The 15,603-nt window shown below is 63.6% G+C and carries 11 protein-coding genes; 6 read left to right on the plus strand and 5 right to left on the minus strand.

Going from position 1 to position 15,603, the window contains the following annotated elements; translation table 11 throughout:
- The first annotated feature begins 235 nt into the window (after positions 1–235).
- Entirely contained in the window at positions 236–1,498 is a 1,263-nt protein-coding gene (gene glgC / locus XH98_RS02355; RefSeq protein WP_057750542.1) for a glucose-1-phosphate adenylyltransferase, read from the plus strand.
- Positions 1,495–2,946, plus strand: coding sequence for a glycogen synthase GlgA (gene glgA / locus XH98_RS02360; RefSeq protein ID WP_271602646.1), 1,452 nt, complete (start codon positions 1,495–1,497; stop codon positions 2,944–2,946). Before glgC ends, glgA begins: the two co-directional genes overlap by 4 nt.
- 104 nt (positions 2,947–3,050) lie before the next feature.
- Here glgA and XH98_RS02365 read toward each other — a convergent pair whose 3' ends face one another.
- Positions 3,051–3,845, minus strand: coding sequence for a DODA-type extradiol aromatic ring-opening family dioxygenase (locus XH98_RS02365; protein ID WP_271602645.1), 795 nt, complete (start codon positions 3,843–3,845; stop codon positions 3,051–3,053).
- A 162-nt stretch (positions 3,846–4,007) separates the two neighbouring features.
- On the opposite strand from XH98_RS02365, the gene XH98_RS02370 reads away from it, so the two are divergent.
- Positions 4,008–4,187: a hypothetical protein gene (locus XH98_RS02370; RefSeq protein WP_128950411.1), complete on the plus strand. Its 180-nt coding sequence runs from the start codon at positions 4,008–4,010 to the stop codon at positions 4,185–4,187.
- 7 nt (positions 4,188–4,194) lie between these two features.
- On the opposite strand, the gene XH98_RS02375 is transcribed toward XH98_RS02370, so the two are convergent.
- From XH98_RS02375 to XH98_RS02385, 3 genes are all read right to left on the minus strand, one after another.
- Positions 4,195–5,664 carry a carboxylesterase/lipase family protein gene (locus XH98_RS02375; RefSeq protein WP_271617691.1) on the minus strand — a complete coding sequence of 490 codons (1,470 nt, stop codon included), beginning with the start codon at positions 5,662–5,664 and terminating at the stop codon, positions 4,195–4,197.
- Between the two features lie 165 nt (positions 5,665–5,829).
- Complete coding sequence (locus XH98_RS02380) at positions 5,830–8,886, minus strand: efflux RND transporter permease subunit (RefSeq protein WP_271617692.1); 3,057 nt, start codon at positions 8,884–8,886, stop codon at positions 5,830–5,832.
- Positions 8,887–8,891: 5 nt separating this feature from the next.
- Positions 8,892–10,085, minus strand: coding sequence for an efflux RND transporter periplasmic adaptor subunit (locus XH98_RS02385; RefSeq protein WP_271617693.1), 1,194 nt, complete (start codon positions 10,083–10,085; stop codon positions 8,892–8,894).
- A gap of 153 nt (positions 10,086–10,238) precedes the next feature.
- On the opposite strand from XH98_RS02385, the gene XH98_RS02390 reads away from it, so the two are divergent.
- Both XH98_RS02390 and XH98_RS02395 read left to right on the plus strand, forming a co-directional pair.
- Complete coding sequence (locus XH98_RS02390; protein ID WP_057750557.1) at positions 10,239–10,724, plus strand: hypothetical protein; 486 nt, start codon at positions 10,239–10,241, stop codon at positions 10,722–10,724.
- Positions 10,682–12,454, plus strand: coding sequence for a SulP family inorganic anion transporter (locus tag XH98_RS02395; protein WP_271617694.1), 1,773 nt, complete (start codon positions 10,682–10,684; stop codon positions 12,452–12,454). The genes XH98_RS02390 and XH98_RS02395 overlap by 43 nt, the downstream gene beginning before the upstream one ends.
- Before the next feature lie 9 nt (positions 12,455–12,463).
- Here XH98_RS02395 and XH98_RS02400 read toward each other — a convergent pair whose 3' ends face one another.
- The gene (locus tag XH98_RS02400; RefSeq protein WP_057750566.1) at positions 12,464–12,673 is read right to left on the minus strand and encodes a hypothetical protein; all 210 of its coding nucleotides are present in this window, start codon (positions 12,671–12,673) and stop codon (positions 12,464–12,466) included.
- Between the two features lie 227 nt (positions 12,674–12,900).
- Between XH98_RS02400 and XH98_RS02405 the strand changes: the two genes are divergently transcribed.
- Complete coding sequence (locus tag XH98_RS02405) at positions 12,901–15,588, plus strand: flavin-containing monooxygenase (protein ID WP_271617695.1); 2,688 nt, start codon at positions 12,901–12,903, stop codon at positions 15,586–15,588.
- The last annotated feature ends 15 nt before the right edge of the window (positions 15,589–15,603 follow it).

Below are 15,603 nucleotides of genomic sequence, written 5' to 3' on the forward strand. Positions count from 1 at the left end.
CAGCGCACAAGACGGCTCGGCATGCCTGATTTATGACCGCCGGGCGACGGCGCCGCAGGGCTGCCGCCGCGGCCAAAGCGTTAAGCTTCCCATGCGTTCGCAACCAACAAGCATCTTCACGATTACCTATTCGTACCGTTACTATCGGTTCCAATGATGCGCGGCCGCAAGGTACTTCGCGAAGCCTTCGGTTTACGCCAGAATTTGGCCAGCGCCAGATGAGTGGGAGGAAGACATGAGTGCTGCCGGAAATGAGCCGCTTGCCCGCCAGGCTCTGGCATTTGTCCTGGCGGGCGGCCGCGGCAGCCGGCTGCTGGAATTGACCGACCGGCGCGCCAAGCCCGCGGTCTATTTCGGCGGCAAATCCCGCATCATCGATTTCGCGCTGTCGAACGCGGTGAACTCCGGCATCCGCCGCATCGCCGTCGCCACCCAATACAAGGCGCATAGCCTGATCCGGCATCTCCAGATGGGCTGGAACTTCTTCCGTCCCGAACGCAACGAAAGCTTCGACATCCTGCCCGCGAGCCAGCGCGTCTCGGAGAGCATGTGGTATGTCGGCACGGCGGATGCCATCTACCAGAACATCGACATCATCGAGTCGCACAATGCCCGCTTTATCGTGGTGCTGGCCGGCGACCACATCTACAAGATGGACTACGAGGTGATGCTGCGTCAGCACGTCGACAGCGGCGCCGACGTCACGGTCGGCTGCCTCGAAATGCCGCGCGCAGAATCCTCCGGCTTCGGCATCATGCATGTCGACGAGAACGGCTGGATCCAGCAGTTCCTGGAAAAGCCCAAGGATCCCCCGCCGATGCCGGGCAAGCCCGACGTCTCGCTCGCCAGCATGGGCATCTACGTCTTCGACACGAAATTCCTGTTCGACCAGCTCAAGCGCGACGCCGAGGATACCAGCTCCAGTCACGATTTCGGCAAGGATATCATCCCCTATGTCGTCAAGAACGGCCGTGCCATCGCGCATCAGTTCTCGACCTCCTGCGTTCGCTCGGGCAGCGACCCCCGCTCCTATTGGCGCGATGCCGGCACGGTAGATGCCTATTGGGCTGCCAATATCGACTTGACCGACGTGGTGCCGGAGCTCGATCTGTTCGACCGTGCCTGGCCGATCTGGTCCTATGCGGAGATCACGCCGCCCGCCAAGTTCGTCCATGACGAGGAGAGCCGGCGCGGCCAGGCGGTGAGCTCGCTGGTCTCGGGCGGCTGCATCATTTCCGGCGCCTCGCTGCGTCGCTCGCTGCTGTTCACCGGCGTGCGCATCAACTCCTATGCCAATGTCGAGAACGCCGTGATCATGCCTTACGTCCATGTCGGGCGCGGCGCGCGTTTGAAAAATGTCGTGATTGACCGCGGCGTCGAGATCCCCGAAGGCCTCGTGGTCGGCGAGGATCCCGAGTTCGACGCCAAGCGCTTCCGCACCACCGAGCAGGGCATCTCGCTGATCACCCAGCCGATGATCGACAGGCTCAATACATGACGCCTGTTCGCGTCCTGGCGGTTGCTTCCGAAGTCTATCCCATCGTCAAGACCGGCGGCCTCGCCGATGTCGCCGGCGCACTGCCGCTTGCGCTGAAAGCGCATGGCGTCGAGATGCGCACCTTGATGCCGGGCTATCCCGAGGTGATGCGGCGGCTCGCGGGCGCGGATGAGATCCGGCTTTGGCCGGATTATTTCGGCGGGCCGGGACGCCTGCTTGCCGGTTCGCACGACGGCCTAGACCTGTTCGTGCTCGACGTGCCGCATCTCTATGCGCGGCCCGGCAACCCCTACGTCACCGCCGAGGGTGTCGACTGGCCGGACAATGGTGTGCGCTTCGCGGCACTGGCGCGCGTCGCGGCCGATATCGGCCGCGGTCTCGTCGCAAGCTTCGTCCCTGATGTGGTCCATGCCCATGACTGGCAGGCCGGGCTGGCGCCGGCCTATCTGCACTACGATGGCGGGGCGCGGCCCGGCACCGTGATGACGATTCACAACATGGCCTATCAGGGCAAGTTCGACCGCGCGCTGGCCGGTGCGATCGGCCTGCCCTGGAACGCCTCGTTCGACGTCCATGGCCTGGAATATTTCGGCGGCATCAGCTTCCTGAAAGCCGGGCTGCAACTGGCCGATCGCATCACCACGGTGTCGCCGACCTACGCACGCGAGATCCAGAGCGACGAAGGCGGCATGGGACTGGGCGGCCTGCTGCGCGAGCGCGCCGGCGTGCTCAGCGGCATCCTCAACGGCATCGACGTCGCCGTGTGGAATCCGCAAACCGATCCGCATATCGCCTATCGCTTCGGTGCGGAGGATCTCACGTTCCGGGCCGCGAACAAGGCAGTGCTGCAGCAACAGTTCAATCTCGATTCTTCCGACGAGGCGCCGCTGCTCGGCGTCATCAGCCGGCTGTCCTGGCAGAAGGGCCTGGACCTGCTGCTCGAGGCGATCCCGACGATCCTTGAGCAGGGCATGCAGCTTGCGCTGCTCGGCAGCGGCGACCGCGATCTGCAGGATCGCTATCAGGCCGCAGCGCGCGCCAATCCCGGCCGGATCGGCGTGATGATCGGCTATGACGAGATCCTCGCCCACCTGATCCAGGCCGGCTCCGACGCGCTGCTCGTGCCCTCGCGGTTCGAGCCGTGCGGCCTGACCCAGCTCTGCGCGCTGCGCTATGGCGCGGTCCCGATCGTCTCCCGTGTCGGCGGTCTGGAGGACACCATCGTCGACATCAGCGAGACCGGCCGCGACGCCACAGGCTTCAAGTTCGCTCCGGTGACGGCCGACGCCCTCACCGGCAGCTTACGGAAAGCCAACGCCGCCTTCCACGACAAGGCAAGCTGGCGCCGGCTGCAATTGAGCGGCCTTGCCACCGACGTGTCCTGGCGCAACCGCGCCGGCGAGTATGCGGCGCTGTATCGGGGCCTGGTGGCGTCGCGCAATGCGTAGGGCGGATTAGCCCGCGGCTACGCGTAGCGCAGTCCGCTGGCGTAATCCGCCACCTTTGCCGCGGCTCAATGGCGGATTACGCTTCGCTAATCCTCCCTACTTATTTATCCGAACACATACGACGCCATCGCGACGTTGGCGACCTCGTCGACGAAAACCCGCTTGCCAACGTCGCTGCCGGCGGCACCGGCCGCGACCATCAGCGGCAAGAGATGATCCTCGCGCGGATGCGCCAGACGCGCGCTCGGCGCATTCTCCCAATCGACCAGCATGGCGTTGCGGCGCGCCGCGTCCGGATTGCTGATCGCCTCGTTCAAATAGGCCTCGAAGTCATACGACACCGGTTTGGACTCGGCGCGGCCAAAGCCTCGCATGTTGTGATAGGTGAGCCCGCTGCCGACGATCAGGATGCCCTCGTCGCGCAGCGAGGTGATCGCCTGCCCGACCTTGATGTGCTCGGCCGCATCATAGCTCGACTTCAGCGACAGCAGCACGATCGGCATGTCGGCATTTGGATACATCAACCCGAGCGGCACGAAGGTGCCGTGATCAAAGCCCTGCTTGGGATCTTCCCGGCAATCGAAACCGGCGCGCGCAAGCAGCGCCTTCACCTCTGCTGCGAGCTCGGGCCGGCCCGGCGCCGGATATGTGATGTGGTAGGTATGCTCGGGGAAACCATAGTAGTCATACACCATCGGCGGATGTGCCGAGGTCGACACGGTGAAGGCGTCGGCCTCCCAATGGCCGGTGATGACCAGCACCGCCTTCGGTCTTTCAGGAAGCAGCTGCGGCAGCCGGCCGAACTCCGCAGCAGTCTTGGCATATTGCACCCGCCGGTCCTCCATGAAAGGCCAGGGGCCGCCGCCATGCGACAGAAACAGGGTCGGAAATCGCGTCATGTTTTCAGGCTCGCCTCAAAGACATCTTGCGCGGATGAGACCTCCGCGCGCTCCGCGGGCGAGCATAGGCAAACCGGCATGGTTAGCAAGCCGTTAACGATTTGCCGCTCACAATCCTGGTGTGGCCGCAGGAATCGGCCAGAAGACATGCGAGACGTTACGATGAAGAAGTTTGCGCTGGGGGACGTCGTCAACTCTGACAAGGGCCGCCGCGGCGTCGTTCGCGCCGCCTACCGGTCCAAGGAAGGCCAGCAGTTCTATGCCGTCGAGAAGGACGGCACGATGGACTATCTCGAAGAGGACCGCCTCACGCCGGCGCCGCGCGTCGAGCTCGCGGCCTAGCATCAACTCACTTCTCGCTTTCGCGCGCAAGCCGGTCCAGACGCTCCGATGAGGGGTCGTCGCCGCTCGCAATGCGATCGTTTGCGATCAGCAGCAGATGGTCGCGGTCGGCGGCCGCATCCCAACGCGGCAGCTCGGGCCCGTTGGGATCGCCCTTCTTCGCGAAGTTGATCCAGTAAGATCGCATGCGGCTTGCGACCTCGCGATCCCGTCGCGAGAAGATGCCCGCGCCTGGCACGCCCTCGACGCCGAAGATGAACTGCAACTCGCGCCCATGGCCTTCGTCGGGATTGGCGCGGCGGGCTTCCGGCACGTAGGTGAAGCGATAGCGGAAGGTGGGCGCGCCGGTTGCGGCATGAAGCCGGGCGAGCATTCGCACCGGCTCGGAGAAGACCTTGTCGGTGTAGAAGCTGGCGGCAATTTCGGAAGGAGTCCTGGCGTCAGGATAGAGCCTGCGCAACTCATCGAGGCTCGCGATGGAGGATGACAACGCCTCCTTGACTTCCAGCTCGCTGTCGAAACGGGTCTCGTCATCGTTCGAACCGATGATGAGGGGAATGCGGCTCTCGTGTCCTGCCGCAAATCCCGCGGCGATATCTTCGGTCACCAGGTTTCCGTCCATCGCCGGCGCAAATCTGCGCGGCGATTTCTCCAGCAGTTTTCTCTCGGCGGCCAGCAGCCGCGCCGGTTCGACGGCGCGCAAATCCGCCAGCTTCCCGAGCGCGGCGACGAATTGGCGCCCGGCAGCCTCGGCCTCCTGTGACGATGGCAGGCGCGCGCGGCCGGGCACCGATTGCAGGATCGCTTTCTGGAAGAGATCGCGGGATTGCGCGCACAGCATCAAGAGCGCGATCGACGTCGCGCCCGCGCCGTTGCCAAACAGCGTGACGTTGTTCGCATCGCCGCCAAAGGCCGCGATGTTGTCGTGCACCCAGCGCAGCGCTGCGATCTGATCCATCAAGCCGAAATTGCCGGAGCCGCTCTCCGTCAGCGCGGGATGCTCGAGCCAGCCGAGCGCGCCGAGCCGATAATTCACGGTGACGACGATGAGGCCGGCCTGGGCGAATCTTGCACCTTCGAACAGCGGATCGTTGGCGGTACCGCTGACAAAACCGCCGCCATGGATGAACACCATCACCGGCAGCGGCCCGTCGACGCCGAAGGGCCTGAATACGTTGAGCGTGAGGCAATCCTCGCGCGCGGCCGGCAGCGACGGCTGCAGACAGGGCGCGCCATAGTCGTAGGCCGTGCTCATCTCCGAACTCTCGGGCAGGTCCTGCGGTGGACGCCAGCGCAGGCTGCCGACCGGTGGCGCCGCATAGGCGAGCCCCTTGAAGGAGGCCACTTCGCCTTCGACCGCGCCGAGCATCTGGCCTGCGCGCGTCAGCGCAAATGGATACTGGCCGACCGGCTGGGCGACGGCGGGACCGGCGCAGAGCAATCCAAGAGCTGCAATGAGCGCAAGCAGGGATCGCATCTTCAGGGGATCTCGATGCGCGGAAATGGTCCCGGCAGGTTACGTCCGCAGGGCGCGGCGAGGCAAGCGTCGAAGTGTCGGCCAGAGCGCATGCTCGTAAATTTCGGCGGCAAGGGTCTGCCAGACCGGCCACACCTTCGACAAGGACGGCCCGAACCTTCCCGGTCACGGCTGCTTCCCGGCCATGGCCTTCTCGTCGAGCCGGAACAGCAGAAAATACCCCGCCGGCACGAAAAACAACGTGAACAACGACGCGACGGCAAGCCCGGACATCATGAGCACCGCCATCGGCTGCCACAAAGCGCCGCCCGCGATCGCCATTGGCGCCAAACCCAGGACCGTGGTCGCCGAGGTCAGCAGGATCGGACGCAGGCGCTTCTCCGACGCCGCGACAATGGCAGTGCGCAAATCCAGCTTCTCGCGCTCGATGTCGATCTGATCGATGAGCACGATCGCGTTGTTGATGATGATGCCGGAAAGGCTGATGATGCCGAGCGTGCCGAAGAACGAGAGCGGCTGTCCGGCGGCCAGCAGGCCGAAGGGGATGCCGATCAGGATCAGCGGTATGGTGATGAACGTCAGTAGCGTGCGGCGGAAAGAGTTGAATTGCAGGATGATCGCAAGAATCATCACGCCGAGGGCTGCGGGAAATCCCGCAACGAGCTTCTGGTTGGTTTCAGCGCTCTTCTGGATCTCGCCGGCGATATCGATGTGATATCCGCCGCTGAGGTCGAGCGACTGCAGGGCGGGGCGAATGGAGTCCAGCAGTTGCCCGGCCGTCAATGACGCGCTCCGCGCCGTCACCGTAATCGTCCGTTCCTGATTCTTGCGGCGGATCCGCGCCACGTCGAAGCCGGGTTTCAGCCTCGCGATTTGCGCAAGTGGAATGAGGGTCCCGTTTTTCGCAAAGGCTGCGCTGGTAAGACCTTCCAGAGTCTCGGAGGTATGGGCGGTGGCCCGGAGCACGATCGGAATGAGGTTATCGCCTTCGCGATAGATCGACACCGCGGCTCCGCTGAAATAGGTATTGAGGAGCTGGGTGATTTCCTCCGAGGTAATTCCGAGCTGGCGCGCGCGATCCTGGTCGATATCGATCACCACCTTGATCAGCTTGTTGCCCCAATCGTCTTCGTTGTCGCGAATCCCGGGAGCGGCTTGAAACAGCGATCTCACGTTCCGGCTGAGCGCCAGCAGCCCGTCGCCGTCGGGTCCCGAAATCTCTACTTCGACAATGCCAGATTCCACCGAGCCCATCGCCAGCCGCTTGATCTTGAAACGCGCCTCCGGATGGTTGGCATAAAGATGGCTCCAGGCGCGATCCGCTGCTTTGACGGCGCTCCGATAATCGCCCGTGTTGATCAGGAAGAAGGCTGACGCGGGATCAGGCGCGACCGGCGTGAGCGTCAGATAGAATCTGGGGCCGCCGTCTCCGACGTAGAGGATATGGCTTGCGATTTCGGGATTCTGCGCCTTGTCGCCAAGCCATTTCGAAATGTCCAGCGCACGCGCTTCGGTTTGCGAAATGTCCGTTCCATCGGGCATGTTCATATAGATGAGGAACTGATTGCGCTCGCTCAGCGGAAACATCTGCTTCGGCAGACGGCCGAACTGCGTCAACGACAGCGCGACCAAGGCAATGCATCCGATCAACACGATAGGCGCATTGCGGAGCGCGATCTGCAATGCCGAACCATAGAGGCGCTGCAGACGGGACGGCGAAGTTTCCCCTTTGCGGGGAGCGTGCCCGCGGCCGATGAACCAGGCCGTGAGCGCAGGCAGGATGTAGAGCGCGGAAATCCAGGAGCCGGCCAGTGTCAAGGCGACGACCGCGGCCAGCGAGAACGCATATTCGCCGGATGATCCCGGCAGCAGGAACAGCGGCAGAAAGGCCGCAATCGTCGTGATCGACGATATCAGCAGTGGAAGGGCATACTGCTCGCCGGCCGCGAGACCCGCGGCTTGAGCCGGCACTCCCCGATCAATCCGGCTGACAATGTCCTCGACCATGACCACGCCATTGTCGACCAGAAGCCCAAGCGCGATGATGATGGCGGCGATCGAGACCTGCTCGAGCGCGATCCCGAAGACGCGCATACCGATGAGCGAGAACATCACGGCGAACGGGACGATCATCGCCGCGATGATCCCGGCGCGCAGGCCCAGAAACAAAACCACCAGCGCGGCAACGACGATGAAGGTCTGCCCCACGTTCGAAAGCGCCGAGTTGACGGATGCACGGACCTGCTCGGCCTGATAGGTCGCAAAATCGATCGCGTAGCCGATCGGAAGCTGCTGCTCGTAGTCGTGTGCGGCTGCGCGCAGTCTCCGGCCGAGCTGGGTGACGTCCTGATCGGGCTGCATGACCACACTCAGGACGACGGCGGGCCGTTCATCAAAGTAAACCGGCTTGATTTTGGGGGACGCATAGCCGCGGTGAACGGTCACGAGGTCAGCGAGCCGCACCAGATTGTCGCCCGCTCCGACCTTCGTCAGCATTGTCTCTATGGCGCGCACATTCGGAAAGTCGCCCGACGTCTCAAGCAGCAGGCGCGTACCATCCGCATTGATGGCGCCGGATGGCAGAACGACGTTCTGGCCCTGAAGGTCCTTGATCAGGGCATTCACCTGAACCCCGACCGCGGCAAGCTTGCGCGTGTCAAGCTCAAGCCAGACCCGTTCGTCCTGAACGCCCAACAGGTCGATCTTTGAGATGCCGGAGAGCAAATACAGCTTCTTGCGAAACTCCTCCGCGACATCCTTCATTTCGCGCTGGGAGAAGCCCTCGCCGGTGATGGCGATCGTGGCAATCGAAACATCGCCAAAGTCGCTGTTGACGAAAGGACCAATAACGCCCTCCGGCAATTCGACCTTGACGTCGCCCATCTTGTCGCGGAGACGCTGCCAGGCCGCGTTGACGTTGCCAACCTCATCCTTCAGGTCCACGTAAATCGTGAGGGCTCCTTCGGTTGCGAGCGTCCTGATGTCCTTGACCTCGGCAAGCTCGCGGATTTTGCGCTCGATCGGGATTGCAACGAGGTTTTCCAAGCGGTCCGGCGCCATGCCCGGAAACAGCGCCGACACCACGGCGGTGCGGATGACGATGACGGGGTCCTCGCGCTTTGGGAAATTCGGATAGAGAACAACGCCGGCAAGCAGAAGGCAGATCATGACCGCGATGGTGAATCGCGACCGCGCAAGGCCAAATAGCGTGAGGAGATTCACGGTGCCTACTCCTGCACGGGGAGAAGCTTCACTTTTTGTCCGTCAGCCAGATAGGAAACGCCTGCGGATGCGACGATGTCGCCCGCGCCAAGACCCCCGGTCACGATCAGGCGATTGTCGCGAACTCCACCTACTGTGATATCGTGCCTTTTGACGGTCGAACTCTGGCCGTCATAGAGGAAGATGGTCGCCTTGCCCTGCAGCTCCTTTCCGCCCTCGGGCGCAAGAACGCTGAGCGGCAGCAGGAATCCACTTGATCCACCGGCGACCGGCTCTTCGAGAGTGACTTCGACCGACATGCCCGCGTTCAATCCGGGGGCGTTGTTATCGAGATGAACGACGACCGGAAATGCCGAGACCTGCTCCGCTTTCGAACCAAGTTCCTTGATCTCGCCCTTGAGCGAAACGTCGGGCATATCGGCGACCTTGACCGAGACCGGCTGGCCGACTTTCAGGCTCTGGAACGTCGGCGATGGCGCCAGAAAGGACATCTCGAACCGGTCGTCGCTGTACAGCGTCAGGATCGGCTGTCCGGCTGTGACCTGTGCGAACGACTTGACGTCGGCGCGCGCCACCGTGCCTGAGAACGGCGCCACGAGCTTGCTTCGATCGAGATTGTGGTCTGCCAGCTCAAGTTGGCGCTTGGCCTGGTCGAGTTGTGCTTTGGAGGTCAACAGGGCGGCCTTGGATTGATCGTAGATCGCCTGCGTCGTGACGCCTTTCTTGAGCAGTTCGTCCTTGCGCTGGAAATCCGCCTCCGCATTGTCGGCCTGCGCCTGCGCCTGTTGCACGCCGGCGCTGGCCTGTTCAACCTGCGTCTGCAGCGAGCGCGGATCGATTTCCGCAAGCACCTCGCCCAACTGCACTTTCTGGCCGACGGCGAGGGTCAGAGCTTTCAATTGGCCCGCGATTTCGAATGAGAGGCTGCTCACGTCTGCTGGCTGCAGGACGGTGGGAAAGCGGCGAACCCGGCTTTCGGCCGCCGCGGAGACCTTATAGGCGCGAAGGCCGCGGACCGGCTGGTCGGAGGCCTGCGGCTCTTTCTGACCGCAGCCCGGCAAGCCTGGCATGAGCGCCGCGCAAATCAGGAATCGCAGGGGCGATCGAAGCATGGCCGGCTCCGTGCGGGGAGTTAACTTCGGCAGGTTGCATTCTTCCCCAAAGGAAGTCGCCTGCCAAGGGCGACTGGTCCGCTGCATGCCACCTTGGCGGGATCATCAACCAGCTTGGGCGTGGTGACCAGCGCCCGCCGGCTTCCGCCCCGTCGGGCGCAATCCAAACTTGAAAAAGTCCGGCGGACGCGAGAGCATGACGCGCGCAATCCCATCGACCGCCCCCCAGTGGAGAGATCCATGGCTATCACGGAGGCTGACGTCAATGCGGCTCAACAGGCATGGTGCGATGGCCTGGTCGAGATCGGAAGAGTCCACAGAGCATCGGGAGATGTTCGGGCGACGGCCACAGCGTTGGTCGAAGGCCTTTACGACTATCGGGACGGTGTGGTGTTCTTCAAACCGACATTGGCACACGGCAAGCACACCTTTCGCAACACGGCGAAGGGCGCGCTGTCATACTTCATCGGCGGCGATCCCGACTTTCCCAACGACAAGGGTTTTGCCTTAAAGCCCTGGGCACGCGCCTGGTACGACAACAACGCTGCCGAAAATGGCATTCAGATTCACGGAACGATCGCCATCACGATGGGCAATGTCTATGCAGTCGACTATCAGGGCAACGAGATCATGGTCGACAAGACATTCGTGTTTCGCCTCTGTCGGGACGGTAAGCTCCGGCTTTGCGCCCACAAGTCCGCGCTGCCCTACGTTCCGGATGCCTGATTGAGCCCACGCCGCTGCCAGAGCGAACTCGCCGGCTCTGTCCGGGGAGTTGGAAAGGGGGGATGTTGTCAGCGTTCGCGGTCACGCGTGGCGATATTTTCGGCGGCCTCACTGCCGGCATCGTCGCCCTGCCGCTTTGCCTCGCGTTCGGCGTTGCCTCGGGCTTGGGGCCCGCCGCCGGATTATACGGCGGAATTATCCTGGGCATCGTTGCCGCGGTGGTGGGCGGCACGCCCGTCCAGATCTCCGGCCCGACGGCCCCCATGACGCTCATTGCAGCGAGCATTGTCGCGGCAAACACGCCATCGAATGGGCAGATGCAGCTTGGGCCGATTGTCGGCGTGTTCTGCCTCGCAGGTGCGTTGCAGGTGCTGTTCGGGGTCGCAAGGCTCGGCAATTACATTCGCTTCCTCCCCTACCCGGCGATCTCCGGCCTGATGACCGGCATCGGGATCATCATCATCATTCAGCAGATCTTCCCGATCGCGGGTCTGCAGTCGCCGTCGTCCAGTCCGGCCGAAATCCTGAAATCCCTGGGCGCTCTCACGCAAGGTGCTCGTCTCGATGCATTTCTGCTCGCGGCGGCGACCATTGCGATATCATTCGTTCTTCCGAGGTTTTTCTCGGCAGTGCCACCGTCTCTCGTCGCATTGATTTTGCTGACGAGCCTGGCGGTGGCTTTCGGCCTTTCTGCACCGACGATCGGAGATATTCCCAAGGGGCTGCCGGACTTCGTCCTGCCCCAGCTCAACTTAGCCGATCTCAAATTTGCTGTTGTCACCGCCTTTCAATTGGCATTCCTGGGCGCGATCGACGCTCTGACAACGTCGCTCGCCGCCGACAACATGACGAGGACGCATCACGACAGCAATCGAGAGCTCATCGGGCAAGGCGCCGGCAACATAGGGGCGGCTCTGTTTGGCGGCATTCCAGGCGCCGGTGCCTTCATGCGAACCGCCATCAATGTTCGCGCCGGCGGACGGCATCGCTCCTCGGGCGTGATTCATGGTCTTTTTCTGCTGGCCGTTCTCCTCGGTCTGTCGAGCGTGGTGCGGTACATTCCTCATGCCGTCCTGTCGGGAATTCTGGTCAGTGCCGGGCTAGGCATCATCGATTATCGCAGCCTCGGTCATCTGTTCCGCGCCCCGCGCGGTGACACCTGGATCATGCTGATCGTGGTTGTGCTGACGGTATTCACCGATCTGATCACCGCGATCGGCACCGGCGCCGTGCTCGCTTCGCTGATCTTCATGACCAAGATTGCGCGCGCAATGGAACAGGGCACGACCCTGACGCTGATCGAGGACGAGCTGTGGCAGGATGAAGTCGAGATTCCGGACGGCCTGAAGCAACGGCTGCTGATCAAGCACGTCAACGGGCCGTTGTTCTTTGGTTTTGTCTATGCGTTTCGGCGCATTGCCGAGCGGGCGACGGACGGCAAGATGCTGGTGCTGCGCATGGAGCGCGTAACCTACATGGACCAATCCGGAATCTATGCACTCGGGGACGTGCTGGTCGACCTGGAAGCCGCTGGATTGAAGGTGTTTGTCGTCGGGCTTGCTCGAGACCAGATCGACCAGCTCGAGGCGATGCACATTATTCCGGACCTCTTGTCCGAGGAGAGCATCTTCCCGAGTTTCGACAGCTTCAAACAGAGGCTCCCCGCCATAGTGGAGGAGCTAAGCCGCGCGAGCGACGCTGGACCGCCGCTGAAATCGATGACAGGCTGAGTCCACGCCCTAACCGCCCTTGGCGATGATCTCCGCGAGCGCGCGCCGCGCGATGATGCCGAGTTCGCCGAGGGTGGAATGGCCGGATTGTGCAGCCTGGATCAGGCGCTCGGCGATGAACCTGCGACTGTCGTGATTGCCGCCATGCGGCAATTGCCGGCACGTCTGCTCCAGGACGACGTCCATGTTGGCTTTGGTTCGCTCACTCAAATCTGTCATGACGCCCGGCTGCTACGCGTGGCTAGTAGCCGCAAGCATACACAGGCGGATCGTCCATGATTAGCCCGGGCAATCACGGCCATCGTGCATCGCATGCGTGCATCGAGGCAACGTTCGCGCCGCCATGATGCCGCAAATGGGACTACCGAAGATTGCACTTGTTCTGGTGACAAGCCGAGCCTGCCGGACTAGCCTGCGGGCAAACAAAAGACACGGGAGGAATAACCATGCCGGAAGCAATGGTCGCCGCACGTCCGTCCGAAGGGGCTGATGGAACCGTCCAGCAAGTCGATGTTGCCGTGGTCGGCGCCGGATTTGCCGGCCTCTATCTGCTCCATCGCCTGCGCAAGGCCGGCCTGTCGGCCGTCGGGCTCGAGGAGGCCGGCGATGTCGGCGGCACCTGGTATTGGAACCGTTATCCCGGCGCGCGCTGCGATATCCAGACCATCGACTACGGCTACACGTTCGACCCGGAACTCGACAAGGTGTGGACCTGGTCGGAGAAATACGCGACCCAGCCCGAGATCCTGCGCTATCTCGGCTTCGTCGCCGATCGCTACGATCTCAGGCGCGACATTCGCTTCGGGACCAAGGTCACCGCAGCCAAATGGGACGAGAAGGCCGAGCGCTGGCAACTCACCACGAACAACGGCGCCGCGGTCTCCTGCCGCTTCTACATCATGGCGACAGGCTGTCTCTCCGCGCCGAAACCGCCGGAGATCGACGGCGTCAAGGATTTCAGGGGCGAGGTCTATTTCACCGGACGCTGGCCGCATGACGGCGTCAACCTCGCGGGAAAGCGCGTCGCCGTGATCGGCACCGGCTCGTCCGGCATTCAATCGATCCCGGTGATCGCCGAGCAGGCCGCACATCTGACCGTATTCCAGCGCACGCCGAATTTCGCGCTGCCCGCCCATAACGGCCCCTCGCCGGCCGATCGCAGGGACCTGTTCCAGAGCGACCGCGCGGCCTATCGCGCGCAGGCGCGCCAGTCGATGTCCGGGGTGCCCTATCCGCAGCAGACCGTCGTCAGCTGGCAGCTCAGCGATGCCGAGCGTCGCGAGCGGTTCGAGCGTGCCTGGGCCGCCGGCGACCTCGTCCACATCCTGACGCAGCTCTGGGCCGACCAGGCGGTCGATGTCGACGGCAACAAGATCGTCCAGGACCTGATCCGCGAAAAGATCCGCGCCGCCGTCAGGGATCCCGAGACGGCGGCGGCGCTGATGCCGGACGATCATCCGTTTGGCGCCAAACGCCCCTGCCTCGAGACCAATTATTACGCGACCTACAACCGGCCCAACGTCACGCTGGTCAATCTGCGCCAGGAGCCGATCAAGGCGATCACCGCAGGCGGCATCACGACGGCCAAGCGCAACGTCGACGTGGATGTCATCGTGTTCGCGACCGGCTTCGACGCCATGACCGGCGCGATCCGCGCCGTGCATCCGATCACCGGACGCGACGGCAAGTCGCTGACCGATGTCTGGGCGCAGGGGCCGCAGAGCTATCTGGGGCTCACGGTCGCGGGCTTCCCGAACTTCTTCATGATCACCGGGCCCGGCAGCCCGTCGGTGCTGTCGAACATGGCTGTTTCGATCGAGCAGCATGTCGACTGGGTCGTGGATCGGCTCAAAGCGCTGCACGAGGCCGGCTTCACCACGATCGAGCCGACCGAGACGGCGCAGGCCGGCTGGAACAGGCATATGGCCGACTGCTCGATGCTGACGCTGCACCGGCTCGCCAACACCTGGTACACGGGCGCCAACGTGCCCGGCAAGGTGCAGGGCCTGATGCCCTATACCGGCGGCGTCGGTCCCTATCGCAGCATCTGCGACGAAGTCGTCAGCCGCGGCATGCTCGGCTTCAGGCTGACCGGCCCCAACGTCGCAGCACAGTGCAATGACGGCGAGGTGGTGCGGCTGCAGCCGGACGTGCGGCTGGTGCTGAACCTGCTGGCCTCGCTGAACCTGCCGCCGATCGAATCGATGGGGGCGGCCGGCGCGCGCGCCTTCGTCAACGAATTCAACAAGGGTCGGCCTGCGGGACGGCCGATCGGCGACATCGTCGACGGCACGCTCCCCGGTGCCGACGGCCCGCTGCCCTATCGCGTCTACAAGCCGGCAACGCCGGGCCCGCATCAGGTCGTGGTCTATTTCCACGGCGGCGGCTGGGTGCTCGGCGATCAGCAGTCGGATGAGCCGTTCTGCCGCGACATGGTGCGGCGGACCGGCATGATGTTCGTCAGCGTCGGCTATCGCCACGCCCCGGAGCATCGCTTCCCGGCCGCGGCCGAGGACGGCTATGCCGCGACGCGCTGGATCTCGGAGCATCTGGCCGAGCTCGGCGGCATCCAGAGCCCGGTGCTGGTCGCCGGCTGGAGCGCCGGCGGCAACATCGCCGCCGTCACCTGCCAGCTCGCGCGCGACCGCGGCGGGCCGCAGATTGCGGGTCAGCTGCTGGTGTGTCCGGTGACGGACAGCAGCTTCGACCGGCCCTCCTACAACGACAATGCGACCGGCTACTTCCTGACGCGGTCGCTGATGTACTGGTTCTGGGACCTGTACTGCTCACCTGATGATCGCACCGATCCGCGCGCCTCGCCGCTGCGCGGCAAGGTTTCAGGCCTGCCGCCGGCCTTCATCGTCACCTGCGAGTTCGATCCGCTCCGGGACGAGGGCATCGCCTATGCCGAGGCGATGGCCGCCGCCGGCGTCCCGGTCGAGCAGCTCAAGGCGCACGGCCATTTCCACTCGTCCTTTGTGATGGTGGACGTGGTGATCACAGGCGTCCAGGGCCGCGTCCAGATGGCGCAAGCCCTGCGGCGCTTTGCAGGGCTTGCGCCGGAGGTCAGAAGCGACGACAGAACCCACGGCGATGTGAGCCCAGGGGACAAAATCGCAGCGGCCGCGAGTTGAGCCGCCATCGGCCGG

Origin of the sequence: Bradyrhizobium sp. CCBAU 51745 (assembly GCF_028128715.1) — a bacterium.
GTDB lineage: Bacteria > Pseudomonadota > Alphaproteobacteria > Rhizobiales > Xanthobacteraceae > Bradyrhizobium > Bradyrhizobium manausense.